The following is a 21455-nucleotide window of genomic DNA, read 5'->3' as shown; positions in this document are numbered from 1 at the left end:
GCCGCATTATTTGCCAGCAGCTCTCACCTATATTTTTCAGGGCATAAGGTAATTTAATCTTTGATAATATGCACCGCCAGCAGCATGATAAAAGATATCATGATCATTATCCCTACCCACATCCATGCCATTTCCATATTTCCTGAATCAATCGCCATATAAATAGCAGTCGGCATTGTCTGTGTCCTGCCAGGAATGTTACCTGCAAACATCAAAGTTGCACCGAATTCCCCAAGGGCCCTCGCAAAACTTAAAATCCCTCCTGAAATGACGGATTTTATGGCCATCGGCATAGATATGAATATAAAAACCTTATACTCATTTGCGCCATCCACTCTTGCCGCATTTTCGATATCAGAATCGATACCTGCAAATCCAGTTTTAGCTGATTGATACATCAGCGGAAAAGCTACAACAATGGAGGCAATCACAGCTGCAGCCCATGTAAAGATAATCGGCTGGTGAAATAGCCATTCAATTCCCTGGCCAGCTGGACTGTTTCTTCCGAAAAAAATGATAAGCAAGAACCCGACTACCGAGGGCGGTAATACTAAAGGAAGCAAGAAAAGAGTTTCCAGGAGAACGCTCCCTCTGAACTTCTTATTTGCCATAAACCTTGCTGCCAGCGTTCCAATACAAAATACAGCAAGCCCAGAAATGGCTGCAACTTGGATAGAAATCTTTACAGGAAGCCAGAAATCAGCTGTCATAACTGCTGCAGCCATTACTTTCTATCATTAAATGATTATCCATTTTTTATTCTCCTTGCATCTAATTTACTATTTTTAGCGGATCCACTCCGGCAAACAACGTGCAGAAATCAGCCATGTATTTTAACAAAAATCTGCTGAATAAGACTTCACATTCAACATTATACTCCAAATCCCCGCTCTTTTTATTTTCTGCCTTTTTTTAAAATGTCTTTTTCTTGACATATTGCTGACACAATCATTCTGTAAAGTAACTAGTATCAGATGAATATACAAATAATTATTTACTGCGATATAGCTAAAAAATGATAAGGGAGTCGATCTTAATGGTAAACATTTATACTACACCAAGCAGTCTTGCATGCAGAAAGGCCAAATCATGGCTGCAAAAGAACAATATTCCTTATAAAGAAAGAAACTTATATGCACAGCCTCTATCAGTTAACGAAATTAAAGAAATTCTAAGAAAAACAGAAGGCGGTACTGATGAAATTATCTCTACCCGCTCAAAAAAATTCAAGAACATGAAAATCGACATTAATAATACACCATTAAATGAGCTTTGCAGCATCATTCAAAAAAATCCTGACTTGCTGCGCCGTCCGATTATTTTTGACGAAAAAAATCTTCACACTGGCTATAATGAAGAGGAAATGGGGCGATTCCTGCCGCGCCAGGTAAGACATGTTCAATTATGGAGGGCTATCAGCCTTATTAATGCTTAATTCATAACTATCATGTTCAGCTTTTCACGATCTGTCGTTTAAAAAAATATTTGATTACCGCTTGATAAGAGACAACAGGAAAACCCTCTTTAAACAGCCAGACGGGCTGTCCATCAAATGGGCAGCCCGATTTCTTTATTTTGATTTTAATAACGAGATAGTGAATATGGTACCCTCACTGCTGCTGCCCTTAAGGCTCAGATCTCCTTTTTGGGCTTTAGCGAGCATCTTGCTGAATGGCAGGCCAAGACCAAGTCCGCGTACCCTAAGCTTTTTCTTCTCCCCTCTATAAAAAGGTTCGAATACAAAATCCTGTTCTTCATCCGGTATGCCACGCCCGTTATCACGGATATCAATGCATACACGGTCTTTGCTTACACTGTATAAGCTGATTTCGATTTTTCCATCCTGCATCAGCGCCTGCCTCGCATTATTCAGTAAATTTATGATAATTTCCTGAAGTCTCAACCGATCCACCATTGCGGTGACTATCTCTTCTGGCAGATTTACAGACAGTTCAAAATCCTGATCATCTTGGGTCATTTTCCATTGATAAGCTATTTCCTGAAGAAATTTGTTCAAATTTTCCTTTTCAAAGCGAATCTTGAATGAACCAGCAGCCATGGCGTTATAATCAAGTAAATCTTCAATCATCGTTTGCAGCCTTTGTGTTTCCTTAAGCGATATTGTGAGAAACTCCTTGCTTTCCTCCCCTGTTACTACTTCATCCTTTACTGCCTGAATCAGTCCGCTAATTGACGTAACCGGGGTTTTTAAGTCATGAGTCACTCCTGCAAACAGCTCGGCACGCAGCTTATCATTTTGCTTCAGCCTGTTGGTCATTTCCTTAAACGATTCTATCAATTCATGTATTTCTTCTTCTTTTGGTTCTTCTTCCTTTAATTGAATATCATAATTGCCCTGGCGGATCTGTACAGCAGCGTTTGCCACCTTTTGAATTGGTTTGGAAATCCTTCTGGAGAGAACGTAAATCACCCCCCAGCCCAAAATAAGAAGTCCTCCCATCATAACTGCAAGCAGCCCATGATCCTGGTTCAGTTCCTTTAATGTACTCTCTTCCTGTGCAATCACAACCCAGCCATATTTTTTGCCGTTACGGTCTATGGCCGATTTGACAACATAAACCTGATTTTCATTCCTGATTTTCACCTTTTGTATGGGTTCCTTACTGTTTATGATTATTTTTGGAAGATGGTCGTCCCCTTTAGCTATATAAAGCTGCGGCATTGTATAAATAATCTCGCCTTGAGTATCTGTGATATAGATAATAGGCGGTTTATTAAGATGAAGGATTTTCTCCCTTTCTTCTACAACACCAGAAAGGACCGGCCCCACCACCATTTTCCCATTTTCCTTGATAACCCTGTCAGATGTTTCATCGGCGAGATATTTCAGTAAACTTAGTCTGTACTGCAAAGCTGTGTGCTCCATCCACCATGCAGAAAAAATTGACAGCACCATTAAGCCTGTAACCAATGTAATCAGGTATCTAGTTGTCCAATATCTTACAAGAGTTGTTCTTTTTTTAGTTTTCGCTGACACTTAATTGATACCCCATCCCCCGTAAAGTTTTTATTTCTCCTTCAGCTGCCGGCCATTTTTCCAATGCCTTTCTTATTCTTTTAATCGCCAGGTCAACAGCGCGGTCACTTCCGTCATAATCCATGCCCCATACCTGATCAATCAGCTGATCCCTGGTAAATATCTGATTAGGATTTTTCGCCAAAAATAAGAATAACGAAAGATCTCTTGGAGTTAAACTGATTTCTTCGCCATTCAACTGAATCGTATATGAACTGAAGTCAGCACGCAAATTGCCATATTGCCTAATATTAGCGGTGTTTGTGCTGCTGCTTGCTGATCTTCTTAAAACCGCTTGAACTCTTGCTACGACTTCTTCAGCTATGAATGGCTTGGAAATATAATCATCAGCACCTGACTTAAAGCCGCTTAATCGATAGTCCACATCTCCGAGCGCCGTAAGCATGATTACTGGGCATGCATTCTTTTGCCGTATTTCCTTCAATATATGCCAGCCATCCTTCCCTGGAAGCATCACATCCAGAAGAACAAGATCAGGTTTTTCTTCTTCAAAAACATCTATGGCTCCATTTCCTTCGTAATGCTGAAAAACTTCGAAGCCGTCTCTTTGCAGATAAGCCTTCAGCACCATAGAAATGGCTTGTTCATCTTCTATAATCAATACTTTCTTCATTTTGATTTTCACCCCACATACAATAATATTAAAATACATAGCCAGTGCCAATACAGCCTGGCTTACACATAATTAAAAATCCCCTTTTTATATAGGATATCAGAACAATATGTCAGGATTATGTTAAACGAATGGGGAAGCAGAATAAAGAGCTCAAAAAAACCATAGAGGCTAGAGCTCCATCATTTTTTTCAGGTCTTTTATATCAAAAAGAAAAGCCGGCTCCTTCTGCTGCCAGCTTTTCTTCATGCTCCGCCTTCTCATTCTTCTGAATCATCAGCAATCGCACGAAGCTCTTTATTGAATAGTTCCACATTGCAGGTTAAATGTTTCTTGCGGCTTGCAATTTCATCTATTTCTCCGCTGTCTCCACCCGCATTAATCATTTCAGCAAGCTGAATCAAATCCTCTGCTTCTTCCCTATTACCATTATTAGGCTCTTTCATCTCAGCACCTCCTATACGTTTTGGCTTATCTTTTCCGTAAAGCGAAACTTTAGACATCATTCAATATGTTTTCCCAAACGCTGTGTGGTACAAAGCGGCTGATTTCTGCTGTTCTTGCACAGTCTCGTATCATAAGTTCCAAGCAGCCTAGTACAACAATGGGTTCACCTTGCAGAATTCATTAATTAGCATCAATCTTTAAGAAAGGCTGTTTTCGTAAACTTTGTTGCTACCTGAACAAGGGGTTCGCTTCACAGAACAATTAAAAAATAACAATCTTTAAGAAAAGAGCCATTCAAAAAGTGAAGATCCTGCAATGGTGTATTTTTTCATGAGTTGGAAATTCCCTTTTTTTATCGTGTTGGAGTATAATTTCTCCATACATACTCTCCGATTTCTCAGGAGGCAGTACACTGAGTATCCAAATTTTTCGCAAAGGAGTTTTAAGAGATGAAAATTATATTTCCGCTGCTTGCTTTAGCAGGCGGAATCGCCATTGCCTTCCAGTCGCAAATTAACGGAGGACTGGGCAAGAAAACTGGAGCAATCGAGGCCTCCTTCATTTCATTCGCCATTGGGGCACTCGCCTTGTTTTTCGTTTTGATATTCTTTGGCAAAGGGCACGTCTCCGCAGTTTCTGCCGTTCCAAAATGGCAATTAATCGGCGGGCTTCTTGGGGCATTCTATGTAAGTGTGATGGTCTTCACCGTTCCAAGCATAGGTGTTGCACAAACACTGGTCGCGGTTATTGCAGGGCAAATCATCACTGGGGCCGTCATCGATCATCTGGGGCTGCTCGGAGGAAATCAGATTTCTCTTGATGCTAAAAGGATTACAGCTATCCTGCTTCTTTTGGTGTCCCTGTATCTATTCAATAAAAAATAGGCCTGCTGCACTTTAATGAATTAAACGTCAAAAAAAGAGAAAGACCTTCAGGCAAAAGTGAAGGTCTTTTCTTATGTATAACTTTACTTATAATTGATTGTTATTTTGATTCTTTTCATCATCCTGCAGGGCATCCTCAGGATAGTAGGGATTAACATGGATTAATACTTCTTTAATCACACTATACTGCTTCATGATTTCATCTCTTATTGCCTTTGTTATATCATGGCCTTCTTTAATAGTTTTATCGTGGAATAAAGAAATCCTTGCGTCCACTAAAATATAATGTCCCTGTTCGCGCGCACGGATTTTGTCAATGCGCTTGACATCCTTAAACGTCAGGATAATGGACTCTATGCCCTTCAATGTTTCCCCGTCAATACTTCTTTCAAGAAGAATATCATACGATTCTGTAATCATTTCTTTTGAAATGCGGAAAATAAGATAGGCAACAAATATACTTGCCAGCTTATCTCCGTAAAGCAGGAAGTCCCAGCCGTAAGCTCCGCCAACTATTGATAAAATTACACCTATAGCAGCGGCCAGCGACGCAACAATGTCAGCTTTATGATCCAGTGCAATTGCTTCTATTGCTTTGCTGTTATGCTCATCAGCTGCTTTAAAGGAGTATCGGTATAAGAATAATTTAGAAACATATGAGATTAACGCTACCCATAATGCAAGAATGCTTGGCGCTGATACCGGATGGAGAAATCCAGTCAGGGCTTCATATGCAATGTATAATGCAACCACTAAAAGAATCATACCCACAATAGAAGAAACGATTACCTCTGCCTTTCCATGGCCGTATGGGTGTTCTGCGTCAGCTGGTTTACTCGCAATTTTTATGACAATGAGGACAATAACTGATGCAAAGACGTCAGCTGCAGAGTGAATACCGTCTGCAAAAACGGAATCACTGTTTCCATACCAGCCGATTAAAATCTTTCCAAGCATCAGGATAATATTGCTTACAAGACTTATCCATGCCACCTTATGGGCCAAGGATTCTCTTACATCCAAAATCGATCAACTCCAATAAAAATTAACTGCTTTTCCATAGTAATATAAGAAGTTTAGGTGAGTCTAGAGAAACAGAATTGCCTGCAGTGCTTATTTTAGGAAAAGATAAATTATTTTGAAAGAAATTAAATATGTTTCCTAAAGGAAAGAATTATTCACTCAAACATAACCTGGATTAAAAAACAGATGGTTTTTTGGGTTATCCAGGTGTAAAGTGCCTGAATGCCATTCATTCTCTTCATTATGTAGAACATTTGACTATGGAGGACAAAAGTATCAATTTACTGAAATAACGATGTTCCATCTTTACACAAAGGAACCGGACATTCTATGATAGAGTTAAATTCAGAATTTTTAAAATAAAGGAGGAAAACATGAAAACACCCTGTAAACAGCTTATTATTGCCGCACTCTCCCTATCCGTAATGCTGACAGGCTCAATTCAGGCATCTGCCAAGAACGATTCCGCAAAGGAAACAAAACTGGTTATCAAGAAAAGTGAGAACGCCAGCAGGCACAATCCGCATAACCTGATGTATCCGGTACTTAAAAAGGTACATAAACCGGAAGATGCCGGATTTTCATCCTCTAAGTTAAAGGAAGTCGATTCTTTGATTAAAAATGAAATCGATAATGGTTTCCCTGGGGCTGTCCTGCTTGTTATCAAGGATGGCAAAATTGTAAAAAACACGGCTTATGGCTATGCAAAAAAATATGATCGGGGTACACTGCTGAAGCACCCCAAGAAAATGAAAACGACCACTATGTTCGATCTTGCATCAAATACCAAAATGTATTCAGTGAACTTTGCCCTTCAGCACCTGGTAAGCCAGGGCAAAATAGACCTGAATCAGACTGTCTCACACTATATCCCCCAGTTCAGGGATAGTGCTGAAGATAAAATCAAAGGAAAAGATACACTTCGGTTAATTGATATCCTTCACCATACGGCTGGCTTCCCGCCGAGTGTCGAATACTATAATCCCAAGCTTGCCGGGGATTTATACACGACGGACCGCAGCAAAGTCCTTCAAATGATATCAAGAACTCCCTTAGATTATCAGCCAGGAACAAAAAATATATACAGTGATCTGGATTATATGCTGCTGGGTTTTATCATTGAAAAAGTCACAGGCAAAAGGCTGGACCAATATGCAGAGGAAAAGCTGTATAAGCCGCTGGGATTGAAGCATACACTCTTTAACCCGCTGCAAAAGGGGTTTAAACCAGAGGATTTTGCTGCTACTGAACTTAATGGAAATACCAGGGACGGGGCTATATACTTTCCAGGCATCCGCACATATACCCTTCAAGGTGAAGTACACGATGAAAAAGCCTTTTATTCAATGGGAGGGGTCTCCGGGCATGCAGGTTTATTTTCAACGACAGGAGATCTTGCAGTTTTGCTTCAGGTGATACTGAATGATGGCGGTTACGGGAATGTACGGTTATTCGATAAACAAACAATTGATCAATTTTTAGCACCATCCGATATGAATCCTACTTACGGGCTGGGCTGGAGAAGAAATGGAAACTCAAGCATGCATTGGATGTTCAGTCCCTATGCAAGCGAAAATGCAGTAGGTCATACAGGCTGGACCGGTACTCTTACCGTCATCGATCGTGAGAAAAATCTGGGGATTGTCCTTTTAACCAATAAAAAGCATTCTCCAGTGGCGGATCCGCAAAAAGATCCCAATAAATTTCTTGGCGACACATATGGCATCAGCCAGTATGGCAATGTTGTATCTGCAGTGTATCAGGCCTTAAAAGTCAACTAGTCTCCTTATGATGTGCTTTATCACAGCAAAAAAGAAGGAAACCAGAATGGTTATCCTTCTTTTTGCTGTTATATTTCTGTATTGCTCATAGATGTTTGGTCCTGGAAGATGTTTTGCTTTTTCTGCCGAAGATTGAATAGTAAATTGATATGATACCATTGACTAATGGATCGAGAAGCCCCGAAAGCTTGAAGATTACAAAAGCAACAATCATAGCCACAATCAGGCTTCCCAGTACATCAAATGGATAATGAAGGCCGGCCCAAATCCGGGAGAATCCCGTTAATAATGCTAAGATAAACATTGGAATACCCGCTTTTTTGTAATGAAACCACATGGCAATGGCTATCGCAAAAGCACCTGTAGAATGGTCGCTGGGAAATGATGCATCCTTTGCGTGGGATATCAGCGTGTGAACATGATGGGTGACAAATGGACGCGGCTCATAATAGATATGAGAGATGACCACATTTGCAATCAATGCAGCTGCCCCAGTGCCGCCGGCAAAAAGAACTGCACGTTTCATGGACTTGCCGCCAAAAAGCCAAAGAACTAAAAGTGCCAATGCAAAAATGTAGATTGCATTATTCGTGATAAACACCATAAATTGATCAAGGGCATTGCTATGTCCAGACAAATTGTGAATATCTTTAAATAACTCGTAATTCATTTAATCATTCCTAACTGCAGGGGGAATTTCCAAAACATCTTGCCTTTTGCCCAAAATTAATTTGGAACATGCCTGCGGAATAATTATATCTATTATAAAATCAATTAACAAATTAAAATTCTATTAAAACGTTAACCCGTCTAATTAATGCTTATTCCATCGATTTGAAGATCTTTCCCCGCTTTCTTATTGCCTTTTCCTTCTAAAATGTTTCCTTTAAAGACCTGCTTTCCAGAATTTAAATCAGCAGCGATGAGAATTTTGTCCTTTCCGCCAAAGTCTTCTTCTCCGCTTACTGCCATAACAAATACCTTTTCTTTGTTTATTAATAATGAATTTACCCTTAAGTCCTTCTGTCCCAGAGGGATAGCAATTTCCTTAGAGGGGATGCTGCTTGCAGCATCATATTTATATAGATGAAGAACATGATCTTTTTCTAAAAAGAAATATAGGACAGATCCATGATGATATACAGGGAGATTTTCTTCGCCGCTTGTAAACTCCTGCGGGATTTCTGTCTTCACTTGAATGTTTTCCTTTAAATTAAAAACAACCCAGTCAATCTTAGTTTTTCCATCCACTGTTTCTCCGTCCTTATTAGAGATTTGCTCTGTAGAGACTTTTTTGAATACAAGATAGTCATCTGGACCCATCTCATCTGCATCAAGAGCCTTCTCAAAAGAAACATGCACATTCTTTGGCCCTCCTTGTGTACGCTGGATGGTCTGGTTATCCAAAAGCTTCCCTTTATGCATATCAAATGTGTACACGTGGATTTCTTCGGCGTGATCCTCATCAGGCAGTTGTGCTGAATTCGTTGTGACAACATATATTTTTGAACCTGCGCTCTGTACCTCTGAAACAAATATATAGTTGTACTTATCCCTGCCTGGAACAGGCATTTTTATGGACGTGACATCTTTGTCTTTTTTATCCAGCTGGGAAATTTTAAAAGTAAGATTATTGCTGTCTCCGTCGTAACCCCCTGTTACATCTACATAGGCGAGTTTATTGCTATCTTCATAAAAATGGGTTTCTTGAGATTTTCCTCTCATAAAATTATGGTACTTTGACTGAAGTTCTTTTATTCTTTTGCTATATGCTGCTGAATTTTCCAGACTTTTGAAAAACGGCAGTTTACCGGTATACACAGTTCCCTTTGCAGTAATCTCAACAGGTTCACCTATGCTGCCATTCAAATAACTTCCTTCCAGAACAACCGGCTTGATGTAGTCAGCACCGCCTTCTTCAGGATTTATTCTATATTGCGGTAGCTTGTCCGCTGATTGTGCTGACTGGATATAAAATGTACCGATACAAATAATCGAAGCTGCAATAATTAAGCTTGTTTTCCAATATCTTCTCATCGTCTATTCTCCTTACACAGTAACTTTTCTATTAATGAGGAATTTGCCAATCGCAATGGATACACCGATTACAAAAAGGCCAAAGATTAATTCCAGTCCAGCCAGCTCCATTGGGTACAGATACACGGAATCTGTGAAACCAATCAGTAAAAGCGGTGAAAGAAATACAGCAAGTGAAGCTGCAAAGTAAAGAATCCCGATAAAAATACCCTTTATTCTGTAGCTTCTTTCAAACATAATAGCTGTAAATAATGCAAACACACACATAAATCCAATACCATATGAAAGAACAAACTGCGGAAAATTCCTTGGAATAATAACGTTTAATACCTGGTTTCCCTTAATTAATGTACTGATTTGAAAAACACTTCTGAAATGTTCAGGAACAAGCTGCAGAAAAAGTGCATTTTCAAGAGGAAGTATCAATAGCTGAAGCGCCGTAAGCCCTAACACCATTAAAAAGATGGCTGTCGCCTTGGCGAGATAGACATTTAGCCTCGAAGTTGGAAGCATCAATAATCTGTAAATAAAAGTATTTTTGCCAAACCAGTCTCTATACCAAATTAAAAAGATATAAAGGATAAGGCCTATTGCGCTAAGTGCTATTGGTCCAAGGAACCAAAAACTATTCATGATATCCAGAAAGGATGTAGGGCCAAAATCACTAAGATATTGTGCCTCAGTCAGTGACTGCTGCTGCATGTCTTGATGAGCACTGCTCATATAACTGTTAGAATGGACAATTACCCCTATAAATTGTGAAAGAACCGTAATAAGAAGCAGAGCTAAGTACATTTTACCGAACCGGTTGACTTCAAAGTTCACTAACTTTGCATATTTCTTCATTGCTGATACACCTCTCTCATAACATCTACAACTGATTTACCCTCTGAAAACCTCAAATCTTCAGGCTTGAATTCCTTAATAACTTTACCGTATTCAATCAGCACTGCTTTATCAATTAAGTGCTCGATATCCCCAATTTCATGAGTAGTAATAATGACACCCTTATCCTCAATCAGCGAGCTTGCGAAAACATCGGCAATATGTTCTCTGCTGAACATGTCAATGCCAGAGAATGGTTCATCCATCAAAATATAATCCACATCAAGTGCGAGCCCTAAAAGCAAATTTAATTTAGAGGTATTTCCTTTGGATAGCTCTGAAATCCTCATTTCCTTCTTAAGCTTAAAAAATTCGAGAAGTTCATCAGCCTTTTTCCCATTCCAGCTGCAGTAATAATCCTTCATGAAGTCAAAAGCCTGAAAAATGGACATCGATGGCAGCATCGTTATGGCATCAGGTACATATGTGATTTTTTCATAACTGTTTTTATCTAGTTTTTTTTGGTCGATCGTGATTTCTCCCTTGTATGGAGTCAAACCCATGATTGCTTTTAAAGTAGTGGTTTTTCCTACTCCGTTAATTCCGATAAGACAGGTGATTTCACCTTTTTCTGCTGTAAAACTTATATCCTCAAGCACCTTTTTCCGGCCATATCTTTTGCTGACATTCTTCACTTCAATCATTAAGATTCCTCCTTGTCATCCCTTTTCGACAGAGTTGTATTTTTTTTCAATAAGATTTAATAGCTCACCAACCGGCACATTAATCGGCTTAATGGACTGGACGAACATATCTACCGCTTCTATAATGAGCTCTTCCCTGATGCCGCTTAAGACTTTCATGTCATCTGTAATCTTGCTGGGATGATTTTTTTCTGTCGTGATCAAATCCTGTTCCTCCATTTCTTTATAAGCTTTTTGTGCCGTGTTTGGATTAATCTTGAGCAATGAAGCTAGCTCTCTTCTCGATGGGATCTCCTGTCCGGCTTCAAGCGCCCCAATCGCAATTTGCTCCTTAAAGTAACGGACTACCTGCAAATACACCGGGTCACGATTGTTAAACGTTACATTCATGAAAAACAACTCCTATTAAGTAAAACTTCCTTCAATGGACAGTGTTCCGCTGTTTTAGCTTCAATCTTTCTCAGATGTTAAAGATATGCTGACAATTATGTTATAGCGGGTAGCAGCCAGCCTGAGTGTATGTACTAAGTAGTTCATACACCTTATATAATGTACTATACCTGTAATACACTCCTGCTGTCAACATTAAAAAAATAATGTTTAATATAGGCTGTTTTCGTAAGGATTGATTTCCAAAGGGCAGCCGGTGAGCATCTTCAGCAATGCCTTTGATGCTCACCTTGCCCCTTATCTAAGGAAGAGACCCACACTTACGCTCCAATCACCCCACTTAATAATAAGATCCTTTATGGCCTCATTAATTAAAGCTCTTTTCTTAAAGATTGTTGTTACTTAAATAGTTCTCGAGGCAATTCCATTGTTATAGCAGGTTGATTGGAGCGGAAGGTGCGGAGACTCCTGCGGGATCAGCGTGACAGGTGAGACCCCGCAGACTCAAGTCGAGGAGGCTCAGCGCACGCCCTGCGGAAAGCGAAGCATCCTGGAGCGGAAATCAACCCCTTGTTTCATAGCAACAAAGTTTACGAAAACAGCCTTAATTAATAAAGAAGATTCCTGTCCAGCGGCAGTTTTTCACCTTTGATCCAGTCGCAGTCAGTTACCTTGATTTAAAAATCCCCGACATGCTCTTTTCGGATATCGTCATGCTCATAGTTTCAAAGTTAGGTGCCTTTCTAATGTAAATCCTAAGAATACAAAAAAGAGACATCCATTTAGAATGTCTCCACTTCATTTACCTGCGGTTTGATTTGTAATTAGCAGCCATAAGAACGATCCCAATAACCGCACCAATGACTAAAACAGCGATTCCTGCAATATTTCTGGCTATAGCGGAGAATACAATACACGCTATTACCATTAAAACAATAAGAGAACGATAAATCCAAAACTTACTCATCGCATAGTCAGCCCCTATTCTTAAACCATTGCTAAATCAGCTTATGGTCAAATTAGCCATTAAAGCAAGAAAGTATAGCATTGGCCATTTTCTCTCCATTGGCGATGCAGTCGGGTATTCCAACTCCATAGTATGAACAGCCTGCAAGAAAAACGCCAGGATAGTGCTGTAGCATTTTTTCTTCCAGAGCCTCCACAGTTTTGTTATGGGAGATATGATAATTTGGCATTGAATTTTCCCACTTAGTAACCTCGCTGGAAATCGGTTTTGCTGAGATACCCAAACTTTTCTCAACATCCCTTAAGGCAGCTTCAGATAATTCGGCATTGCTTAAGTCTTTTAAGCCGGAATATACCGGATTGGAGCTTTTATAAAATAACCGCACTAAAAGCTGCTTGCTTTTTGAAGTATGCTCCCACTTTCTGCTTGTCCATGTGCAAGCATTGCAGGCAAGACCACTTTTTTCAGAAACAATAAATCCCGTACCATCTTTCGGCAATTTACTGTCAGGGATATCAAAACCGAGGTAAACACTGATCATAGAACTGCTTTTTAGCTTATTGAACTCTTCTTCCAAATCATGATTGCCCAGCAGCCGCTTAGCTGCGGTCTCTGGAACACTTAACACAACATAGTCAGCTTCAATATCATCATGATTAGTAAAAGAGATGGTATATTTCCCATTGCTTTTTTCAATAGAGGAAGCTGCAGTGCCTGTTAAAATTTCAGCTCCCTTAATTTTATCTGCAAGAGAATCAATAATTTGAGATAAACCATTCTTGAAAGAAATAAATTTCCGGTTTCCTGAACCTTTAAATTTATCTCTATTATGTGAAAGCCCCCTGATAATGCTTCCATACTGATTTTTATAGTCAAGTAAATATGGAAGTGTGGAAGCGATTGTGAGAGTATTTAATTTTCCTGAATAAATGCCGGACAGAACGGGAGAGATTTGATTTTCAACTAATTCTTTGCCAAGAAAGTGCTCAAGAAATAATCCGATTGAATCATCCTTAGAAAAGTCTTTATTCGTGGAAATCAAGTCCTTTAATGCATTCAGCTTTCCCTTTGTAGAGATCAGCTGGCTGCTAAAGAGTGATTCAATGCTCATTGGTATTCCAAACACAGAATCCTCAGGAATTTGCAGGAGGCGATTTTCTGTGTGAATATATGATGTCCCTGTTGCGTTGTAAACCATTTCATCAGTTAAGCCCAGTTCCTCCAAAAGCGGAACAACATTTTTTTTGCGCGCTACAATGGAGTCAGCGCCTGTTTCCATTGTAAATTTGCCTTCACGGACCGTATGGATTTTTCCGCCCAATGTTTCACTTTGCTCGATAAGCACAAGCTTTACGTCTAGTTGTTTCTCTAATATTTCTTTATGCAAATAATACATGGCAGATAAACCTGTGATGCCTCCGCCAATCACTGCAACTGTTTTCAATTTCAGCACCTCGATCAATGGCCCTAATACTTGAGCCTTCACTGTAATTGAATTGTAACATACTGCCCGCAATAAACTGTAACAGCAAACTTGAACAATTTAGGAACAACTCATTATTTGAAATAACTGTAAAAAGTATTAAGTACATTTATTACTTTCCTGCTAATTGCGGGAACACTGAAAAAATTTTCAAAGGATAGCCTATGTTAAATTGGCCGGCTGATTGGAACTCCAGGAAAGGACCATAATTATACAGTATCCGTTCCGGCCTTCATTTCAGCATTAAAAAATGGCACAGGACATGCCTGCGCCTTACAGATTTATTCAGGAAGTCAAGCCGCCCGATCAATTTTAAGATGTCCACGTTCCATGGTTTACAGATATTTGCGGTGTATTCCTTTTCCGTCATAAGTAAATAGCATTTCTTTATTTTCCATCACCGATTCCAGGTGAACAGCTCTGCCCCAAAGCTGATGAATGTATGGCATGACCTTTTCCAGATATTTCAGATCGAGTTCAATTCCCTCGTACCAATGCTTTAAATACAATTCACCATTTCGAAGATAATCGCCGTCATTGACTGTCAGGTAAGGAAACCCGCCATTTACACGCATGCTGACAAGCTGGTCTCTTACTTCTTTCCAGGCCTTGTCGACGATTTTATAGTCCTTGCCCTGCTTTTGAAATAGGTACATATCTTCCCTGGTAACCAAATCTTTGGTCAGGTAATTGCGGAGAAAGGATATATCCGATTCTATTTCCCTCACTTCGAACATCTTTTCCCTGCCTGAGTTTGGCTGAATGCCAAGCTTTTTCATCTCATCAGTAGGATTATTATATCGTTCTTCTATATCTTCAAATATCTTGACCCCTAAATAATATGGGTTAATTCCTGTTTTTGAAGGCTGCACCACCCCAGCATTCAATTTTGCAAACTCAATCGATTCACTTGAGGTAAGATCAAGCTCCCTGAGAATCCGCTGATGCCAGAATGAAGCCCAGCCTTCGTTCATGATTTTTGTTTCCAGCTGCGGCCAAAAGTACAGCATTTCCTCCCGCATCATCGTTAAGATGTCACGCTGCCAATCAGCCAGGTCGCGGCTATACTGTTCAATGAAAAGCAAAAGATCTTTTTCTGGCTGAGGCGGAAATCTCTTTTTCTTTTTCTTGGCTGGTTCATGTGTTTTGGGTTTGGAATCCAATGACCATAAATCATCATAAGGAGAAGCGGGAGATGCCTGATCTTCCTCGTCAATCTCCAAATCATCCAATGTCCAGGAAAGCTTGGGGCGCATAAGAGATGGATCAATATGCTCCTCTATTGCTAGTACAGCATCGAGGAAGGTTTCAACCTCTTTCTTTCCGTGAAGTATTTCATAATCACGAATGCGTTCAGCTGTTGCCGCCATACTTTCCACCATATCCCGCTTGGTGTTCTGAAAACGGACATTATTCTTAAAAAAATCACAATGGGCCAGCACATGAGCCACGATCAATTTATTTTGTATAAGTGAATTGGAATCCAGTAAAAAAGCGTAGCATGGATCCGAATTGATCACAAGTTCGTAAATTTTGCTTAACCCAAAATCATAATGCAGCTTCATTTTGTGGAACTGTTTGCCAAAACTCCAGTGCGAAAACCTCGTTGGCATTCCGTAAGCCCCGAATGTATATATAATTTCTGATGGACAAATTTCATAACGCATGGGATAAAAATCAAGGCCAAATCCTTTTGCGATTTCTGTAATTTCACTGATTGTATATTCAAGGGCTTTTTGTTCAGCATTCATTGTTCTTCCCCCTTTTCATCCTTACCACAATGTATGATAGAGGAATTGGAGTATGACAATATCCTGACTGACTGTCTTTAAATTTGTTTAGATGAGTTATTTTTGATTAAATGGTGCTTCAGTGACATAAAGGCTGATCAGGTTCTGGGAAATCAGACTATGCTCTGCTTTTATTAATACATTTTTTTCTATCCCCTTATCTTTTATCAAAAAAAGGAAGGAATCCACAGCAATTCCGTTTCCAGACTTCTTCCTCCCCAAAAATTCATAATCCGTAACCGATGTTCCTGGATAGTCGGTCCTTACTACAGCAATGGCAATATTGCCATACTTTTCATAGTGCGGGGGTGGTCCTTCAGAAGCCTTGCCTGCGGCAGGAAGCAACAACATTAAAACAAGTAATGCGAGCAGTGTTTTTTTCATATTCATCCTCCTCATTTTTCATTATTTTTAGTATGGAGAGGATTTTCTTTCTTATTCTTAACCTGCAAATAGGCTTCTTCTGCCAGCATAATTCCTACATATTTGTTTCTTTGCCATTCCTCCTTGAACACCTTCAGAGGCACACTGGTTTCTCCAGCAGGGGGACCAGCTTCAAGCGTCATTGCAGAACGCTTAAATTCTGTAATAAACCAATCTGTATAACCGCTGCCGGTTGCATGCTTCTCCGGGACTGAAAGCAGGTAAGAAGTCATCTTTGCTGTTTTAGAGGCAAGAAGGTAATCCCTGATGACGTTTTCCTGTTTATTTTGATACTTCCAGTAAATTTCCCTACCTGATGTATGATAAGCAACCGCCAGTAATGGCCTAATTTTTTGTGTAAAGGCTGCTAGTGCTGCAGCCTCTTTTGCCTGAAGCGGGTACTTTCCTTTATAAAAATGATACGAAGGATGGTTGATCCCCGTTTCTGCATTTCTCCAGCCTGCTGGATATTGGCGGTTAAGATCTATTCCCTGTCCGTTTGCTTTCCACCGCATAAAGTTGAGGCTGCAGCGGTTCATTTTCATCAGAGCCAATTTTTCTTTCCAATTATATAGTGATAAATCCCCCTGCTGTATGCTGACACCCTCAGGATTTACCATAGGCACAAACCAAATACTTACCTTGTTTAAAATATCTGACGGGTACCTGCTGATCGCCTCGTTCTGGTGATGCGCTTTTGCATAATCGAGCATCTTCATTAAGAGGAGCGATGTCAGCCATTCCCTTCCATGATGGGATCCTGTTAGGATGATGCTTTCCTTGCCTTCTCCGAGATGTGCAGCGTAGATCTTTTTTCCTTTCTCTGTGATTCCCAGAGATTTAAGCCCAAATTTGTACTTTTTCTGCAAATCAATCAAGTCTTTTTCCATTTTTTCATATGTATATATATGTTCCTCCTGAATAATTTGGGCTTGAGCATAACTGCCTGGACAGATCATCAAACAGAGTACTAAATAACTGGCTGCAAGAAATTTCATGACTTCACCGTTAATTCCGCTTTAACGGGCATCTATCACCGGTTTTAAATTAGGGCTCCATGTTGCTGAAACGAGATAGCTGTCCGTTAAAGTCCATTTTTTATATAAGAAAAATCTCCGCTCTAAGTATCACTTAATCATCTTTATTCTGGTAAATAGAAACAACAGCGGTACAGCACAATCTCCACATTTTGTATGGGAATGCAGAGTGAGGTTCCGGAACAAACTACAAATAGCTCCTTTAAGGAGGAGATACAAATGAACAAAACAGATTATGACAGAGCGCTGTTTTATACACACCGTTCTGAATGGGATAACCTGCTTATACTTATGGTTCGGACAGAAGACCAATTTCTTTCAAAGAAAATAGAGCGTTTCCTGCACGCTTATCACTTTGAACATGACTATAAGGTTGTTGAGAATTATTTATATAGCCTTCTCCGATATTTAGATCATGCAGCAGAAATGTCTTCTCAGGATATATACCTGTATGGATAAGCAATAAAAAATTGGCTACACGTAGTTTTTGTTAAGTGGAAATATTTATGCGGAAACATTTGAGGTTTTTACAATTGGCTGGTAAACCTTAACCTTTGAGACAAGGAAAGAGCTGACAAGGCTATTGTCAGCTCAGACTGTAGACAAAACCAAAAAACGGGTTTGTCTACAGTCTTTTTTGTTTTAGGCTGTTTTCGTACACTTTGCTGCTATGGAACAAGGGGCTGATTTCCGCTCTAGGATGCTCGCTTTCCGTGGGGCGGGCGGTGAGCCTCCTCGGCTTTGCCTGCGGGGTCCCGCTAATCCCACAGGAGTCTCGCACCTTACACTCCAATCAACCCGGTTTAACAACGGGATCGCTTCACAGAACTTATTAAAAAACAACAATCTTTAAGAAAAGTTTTGGTCGATCTCGTTGAATGGAATTATGTTTAGAAAGCAACTTCATCACCTCAAGAAGGATTACTTTTATTTTAAAACAAGGCGTTAATGGTGAAATTTCATCAAAAGAAAAGAAACCATTTGTAAGTTCTTCAGGCATCTTCTTCAAATAAAGCACCCTGTTCCCAAACGTAATACTCTTCCCCGAACTTTTCTCTAACGAAACCGGGTTCAATAAATTAAATGGATTTTAAAAAGTCCTCCAAATTCAACAGATATAAATCTTTATCCTTTTTAAAGAAGAATTTACTCCCTCTACCAACAGAATTACCATAATTAAGGATTTCGCCTTTCAAATTTAATAAATCGAAACTTTTTAAGGAATTATTTTCCATTGAGTACAAATGTATTTTACCTTCTTCGTCATAACCATTATTGAACAAGACAAAGTTATTCAGGATTGCAAACGCATTGCTACCTTCAACTGGAATATTATTAAATATTTCATAATTATTCTTTTCAATTTTCACTAGAGGAAAGTCTGAGTAGTAGTAAATATATACTGTTTCCTCTGAGGCTACATTTAAAGCATAGCAATCATCAATATAAGGAACTTCATTGTTTGATAGTCTAACAAAATCATTGAAATCAAATGTTAGTACCCCTTGTTTATTAAAACAACTTAGTGAATAATCCGTACTTTCATCAAAATAACTCACCCAGATATCAGACTTCTTTGTAGTTTGTACGTCCGCTATTGCATCTCCAAATGAGAATGTGTCTAAAGCGTTTCCTTGAATATCATATATAGTTGCATTGTTTATTAGACCTTCATCATCGTCAGTTCGAGAACTAACCAGTAACCAATTCTCCTCAATTGGTTGTGCAAAGTCAAAAGAGTATGAAACCGAAGGGATTTCAATTATTCTGGTTTCTCCGTTTACAAAATGAAAAACTTTATGTAGATAATTCCCCTTTTCTTCTTTTTCCGTTAATAAAACCAGATTCCCGTCATAATCTATGTTAATCCTAAAAGAATCGTGTTCTCCTGCGATATTATCAACATTATTGAAAAACGTTGGCTTAAAATTGTTCATTTTTGTTATCCTCCAAGATGTTTATTTAATATTAAGATATCATAAAAATCTCCGTTTTTTTATTCAACTCTTCTGCCCCGTTAGCATAAGCACCCGTTAGTCAAAACAAATGAATTTAACCCCTCCTTGGTATGCTTAAGGCTAAAGCTTTTTCCATATGGCCTTTCTTTATCTAAGAAGGCTTGGACCTCACTTTTTCCTTTGGCCACATCCAGGCCAACTACTGGATTCAATTTCATCTCTCCCTTGTTGTACTCACCAGTAACCCCTATACCTCCCTGTAGTTCCATAGCTTCGCTTGTTATACGAGATCATATGTCCCAACCAGCCTCAAACATCATTCTACAAGTAGGGGGCGAACAGTTTAGCTGACGAGATCTAACTCCCACGCACCCATACGTTCTACCCTGGCTACTGAAATAATAGGTCCTATAAAAAAAGAGCCAACCAGTAAAAACTGGTTAACTCTATAATACGAATGCACCCGGTAGTTCTACAAACAAGTTATATACAGTGGCATATTTACACTAAAACTTAACCTTTCGTTACTCTGATATTATCACCAATAATCTCCTTGTTTGTTGTTTCATTCATCCGTCTATGGCTTTACACTCAATTTCATCTGAAAAATGAACTCTTTTTCCCATAAGAAAAACACCCTTTTAAAACCATATTGTTAAATACAATTTTATGGGGTGTTTTCACCTTGTCTCAATTTAAAGAACACTCTAATCAATGTCTCTGGTTTTGTTTTCTTATTTTTTTTCTTCAATTGAAGCTAAATATTTTATTCCCTTTTGTAGATCATATTGGCCTTCCCATTTTGAAATGACAATAGCTGCTAATGAATTACCCACTACATTCACTGTTGTTCGAGCCATATCTAAAATTCGATCTATTCCTGCAACGAAAGCTACCCCTTCTATGGGAATTCCTACTGATCCTAATGTGGCTAAGAGCACCACTAAAGAAACGCCCGGTACTCCTGCAATTCCTTTTGAAGTAACCATTAAAACTAAAACTAATGAAATTTGTTGTGTAACAGACATATGAATCCCATACATTTGAGCAATAAATATTGCAGTAATTGACTGATAAATCGAAGAACCATCCAAATTAAATGAGTAACCCGTTGGAACAACAAAAGAAGTGATTCCTTTAGGACAACCGAATTTCTCCATTTTTTCAATAATCCTTGGCATTACAGCTTCAGAACTTGCGGTTGAAAAAGCTAACGCAAGTTCATCTTTTAATATCTTTAAAAGACTAAAAATATTAAACTTAACCAACTTAGCAGTTAAACCTAGTATTACTAAAACAAAGACTATCATTGTTAAATATACCACTATAATTAGTTTACTAAGTGGAATTAATGACGATACACCGAATTTTGAAACAGTCACACCGATTAAAGCAAATACCCCAATTGGAGCTAATTTCATTATATAACTTGTCATATTAAACATAGCCTCTGATGCAGCTTGGAAAAATTGAAAAACAGGTTGACCCCTCTCTCCCATCGCAGCAGTACCTAATCCAAACATAACAGAAAAAAAGATTATAGCTAGCATATTGCCTTCCGATAAAGAAGTGAATATATTTTGTGGAACGATATTAATAAAGGTATCTGCCAAACTATGGGACTCAACATCTTTTGTTGTAGAAAGATAACTTGAAATATCACCTTTCGCCAACGAATCTAAATGAACGCCTATTCCTGGTTGGAAGATATTCGCTGCTGCTAAACCAATCAAGATTGCAAAGGTAGTAATAATTTCGAAGTAAATGAATGTCTTTCCGCCTAGTTTTCCTACTTTTTTAATATCACCTGCACCAGCAACTCCTACAACTATACTTGTAATGACAATCGGGACTACAATCATTTTTAGCAATCGAATAAATATAGTACCAATTGGTTCCAAGAATCTCTCTACAGATGGATTTCCGTAGAATAAGGCCCCCCAAATAATCCCTAAAATCAGCCCAATTAATATTTGCCAAGCTAAACCGAACTTTTTCAAAGTAAACATCCTTTCGTATTGACCAACGATATAAA

22 protein-coding genes and 1 pseudogene are annotated in these 21455 nt (G+C 39.0%); 4 read left to right on the top strand and 19 right to left on the bottom strand.

Going from position 1 to position 21455, the window contains the following annotated elements:
• Positions 1 to 53 precede the first annotated feature (53 nt).
• Complete coding sequence (gene modB / locus BM126_RS00380; RefSeq protein WP_090988335.1) at positions 54 to 710, bottom strand: molybdate ABC transporter permease subunit; 657 nt, start codon at positions 708 to 710, stop codon at positions 54 to 56.
• 326 nt (positions 711 to 1036) lie between these two features.
• Here modB and spx point away from each other — a divergent pair, with 326 nt between their 5' ends.
• Entirely contained in the window at positions 1037 to 1435 is a 399-nt protein-coding gene (gene spx, locus BM126_RS00375) for a transcriptional regulator Spx (RefSeq protein ID WP_071352134.1), read from the top strand.
• Between the two features lie 135 nt (positions 1436 to 1570).
• Here the strand turns inward: spx and BM126_RS00370 are convergent, their stop codons facing one another.
• The 3 genes from BM126_RS00370 to BM126_RS00360 all read right to left on the bottom strand — a co-directional run bounded on the left by BM126_RS00370 (position 1571) and on the right by BM126_RS00360 (position 4117).
• Positions 1571 to 2998: a HAMP domain-containing sensor histidine kinase gene (locus tag BM126_RS00370; RefSeq protein ID WP_256212929.1), complete on the bottom strand. Its 1428-nt coding sequence runs from the start codon at positions 2996 to 2998 to the stop codon at positions 1571 to 1573.
• Complete coding sequence (locus BM126_RS00365; protein ID WP_090988331.1) at positions 2982 to 3671, bottom strand: response regulator transcription factor; 690 nt, start codon at positions 3669 to 3671, stop codon at positions 2982 to 2984. Before BM126_RS00365 ends, BM126_RS00370 begins: the two co-directional genes overlap by 17 nt.
• Before the next feature lie 260 nt (positions 3672 to 3931).
• Positions 3932 to 4117 carry a hypothetical protein gene (locus BM126_RS00360; RefSeq protein WP_090987165.1) on the bottom strand — a complete coding sequence of 62 codons (186 nt, stop codon included), beginning with the start codon at positions 4115 to 4117 and terminating at the stop codon, positions 3932 to 3934.
• A 450-nt stretch (positions 4118 to 4567) separates the two neighbouring features.
• Between BM126_RS00360 and BM126_RS00355 the strand changes: the two genes are divergently transcribed.
• On the top strand, positions 4568 to 5002 hold the full coding sequence (locus tag BM126_RS00355; protein ID WP_071352138.1) for a DMT family transporter: 435 nt from the start codon (positions 4568 to 4570) through the stop codon (positions 5000 to 5002).
• Positions 5003 to 5089: 87 nt separating this feature from the next.
• Here BM126_RS00355 and BM126_RS00350 read toward each other — a convergent pair whose 3' ends face one another.
• Positions 5090 to 6028, bottom strand: coding sequence for a cation diffusion facilitator family transporter (locus tag BM126_RS00350; RefSeq protein ID WP_177201302.1), 939 nt, complete (start codon positions 6026 to 6028; stop codon positions 5090 to 5092).
• A 530-nt stretch (positions 6029 to 6558) separates the two neighbouring features.
• On the opposite strand from BM126_RS00350, the gene pbp4b reads away from it, so the two are divergent.
• Positions 6559 to 7806, top strand: coding sequence for a penicillin binding protein PBP4B (pbp4b, locus tag BM126_RS00345; protein ID WP_305728144.1), 1248 nt, complete (start codon positions 6559 to 6561; stop codon positions 7804 to 7806).
• Positions 7807 to 7891: 85 nt separating this feature from the next.
• On the opposite strand, the gene BM126_RS00340 is transcribed toward pbp4b, so the two are convergent.
• The 10 genes from BM126_RS00340 to BM126_RS00300 all read right to left on the bottom strand — a co-directional run bounded on the left by BM126_RS00340 (position 7892) and on the right by BM126_RS00300 (position 17315).
• On the bottom strand, positions 7892 to 8476 hold the full coding sequence (locus BM126_RS00340) for an undecaprenyl-diphosphatase (RefSeq protein WP_090987160.1): 585 nt from the start codon (positions 8474 to 8476) through the stop codon (positions 7892 to 7894).
• A gap of 140 nt (positions 8477 to 8616) precedes the next feature.
• Entirely contained in the window at positions 8617 to 9843 is a 1227-nt protein-coding gene (locus BM126_RS00335; protein ID WP_090987158.1) for a hypothetical protein, read from the bottom strand.
• Between the two features lie 12 nt (positions 9844 to 9855).
• A complete protein-coding gene (locus BM126_RS00330) occupies positions 9856 to 10689 on the bottom strand; it encodes a hypothetical protein (protein WP_090987156.1) in 834 nt (277 codons plus the stop codon).
• Entirely contained in the window at positions 10686 to 11372 is a 687-nt protein-coding gene (locus BM126_RS00325) for an ATP-binding cassette domain-containing protein (protein WP_090987155.1), read from the bottom strand. Before BM126_RS00325 ends, BM126_RS00330 begins: the two co-directional genes overlap by 4 nt.
• A gap of 15 nt (positions 11373 to 11387) precedes the next feature.
• Positions 11388 to 11762: a GntR family transcriptional regulator gene (locus BM126_RS00320; protein ID WP_090987153.1), complete on the bottom strand. Its 375-nt coding sequence runs from the start codon at positions 11760 to 11762 to the stop codon at positions 11388 to 11390.
• Positions 11763 to 12564: 802 nt separating this feature from the next.
• Positions 12565 to 12729 (bottom strand): hypothetical protein, encoded by a 165-nt coding sequence (locus BM126_RS22085; RefSeq protein ID WP_177201254.1) that lies wholly within the window; start codon positions 12727 to 12729, stop codon positions 12565 to 12567.
• Between the two features lie 52 nt (positions 12730 to 12781).
• Positions 12782 to 14173, bottom strand: coding sequence for a protoporphyrinogen oxidase (locus BM126_RS00315; protein ID WP_090987151.1), 1392 nt, complete (start codon positions 14171 to 14173; stop codon positions 12782 to 12784).
• Between the two features lie 374 nt (positions 14174 to 14547).
• Complete coding sequence (locus BM126_RS00310) at positions 14548 to 15963, bottom strand: SpoVR family protein (protein ID WP_090987149.1); 1416 nt, start codon at positions 15961 to 15963, stop codon at positions 14548 to 14550.
• Between the two features lie 96 nt (positions 15964 to 16059).
• Positions 16060 to 16386, bottom strand: a complete 327-nt coding sequence (locus tag BM126_RS00305; RefSeq protein ID WP_177201253.1) for a DUF3889 domain-containing protein — start codon at positions 16384 to 16386, stop codon at positions 16060 to 16062.
• An 11-nt stretch (positions 16387 to 16397) separates the two neighbouring features.
• Positions 16398 to 17315 carry a M14 family zinc carboxypeptidase gene (locus BM126_RS00300; RefSeq protein ID WP_177201252.1) on the bottom strand — a complete coding sequence of 306 codons (918 nt, stop codon included), beginning with the start codon at positions 17313 to 17315 and terminating at the stop codon, positions 16398 to 16400.
• 366 nt (positions 17316 to 17681) lie between these two features.
• Here BM126_RS00300 and BM126_RS00295 point away from each other — a divergent pair, with 366 nt between their 5' ends.
• Positions 17682 to 17921 carry a YhdB family protein gene (locus BM126_RS00295; protein ID WP_071352150.1) on the top strand — a complete coding sequence of 80 codons (240 nt, stop codon included), beginning with the start codon at positions 17682 to 17684 and terminating at the stop codon, positions 17919 to 17921.
• A 373-nt stretch (positions 17922 to 18294) separates the two neighbouring features.
• Here the strand turns inward: BM126_RS00295 and BM126_RS22080 are convergent, their stop codons facing one another.
• The 4 genes and pseudogenes from BM126_RS22080 to BM126_RS00280 all read right to left on the bottom strand — a co-directional run bounded on the left by BM126_RS22080 (position 18295) and on the right by BM126_RS00280 (position 21420).
• Positions 18295 to 18462: a hypothetical protein gene (locus tag BM126_RS22080; RefSeq protein ID WP_177201251.1), complete on the bottom strand. Its 168-nt coding sequence runs from the start codon at positions 18460 to 18462 to the stop codon at positions 18295 to 18297.
• Positions 18463 to 18541: 79 nt separating this feature from the next.
• Positions 18542 to 19399, bottom strand: a complete 858-nt coding sequence (locus BM126_RS00285; RefSeq protein WP_090987141.1) for a hypothetical protein — start codon at positions 19397 to 19399, stop codon at positions 18542 to 18544.
• A gap of 104 nt (positions 19400 to 19503) precedes the next feature.
• Positions 19504 to 19632, bottom strand: a pseudogene (locus tag BM126_RS21780) (IS110 family transposase); the annotation flags it as partial.
• A 522-nt stretch (positions 19633 to 20154) separates the two neighbouring features.
• The gene (locus BM126_RS00280) at positions 20155 to 21420 is read right to left on the bottom strand and encodes a cation:dicarboxylate symporter family transporter (protein WP_090987138.1); all 1266 of its coding nucleotides are present in this window, start codon (positions 21418 to 21420) and stop codon (positions 20155 to 20157) included.
• Positions 21421 to 21455: the final 35 nt, after the last annotated feature.

This window comes from Bacillus sp. OV322 (assembly GCF_900112495.1).
Classification (GTDB): Bacteria; Bacillota; Bacilli; order Bacillales; family DSM-1321; genus Peribacillus.
This window is presented reverse-complemented; position numbering and strand designations above follow the sequence as displayed.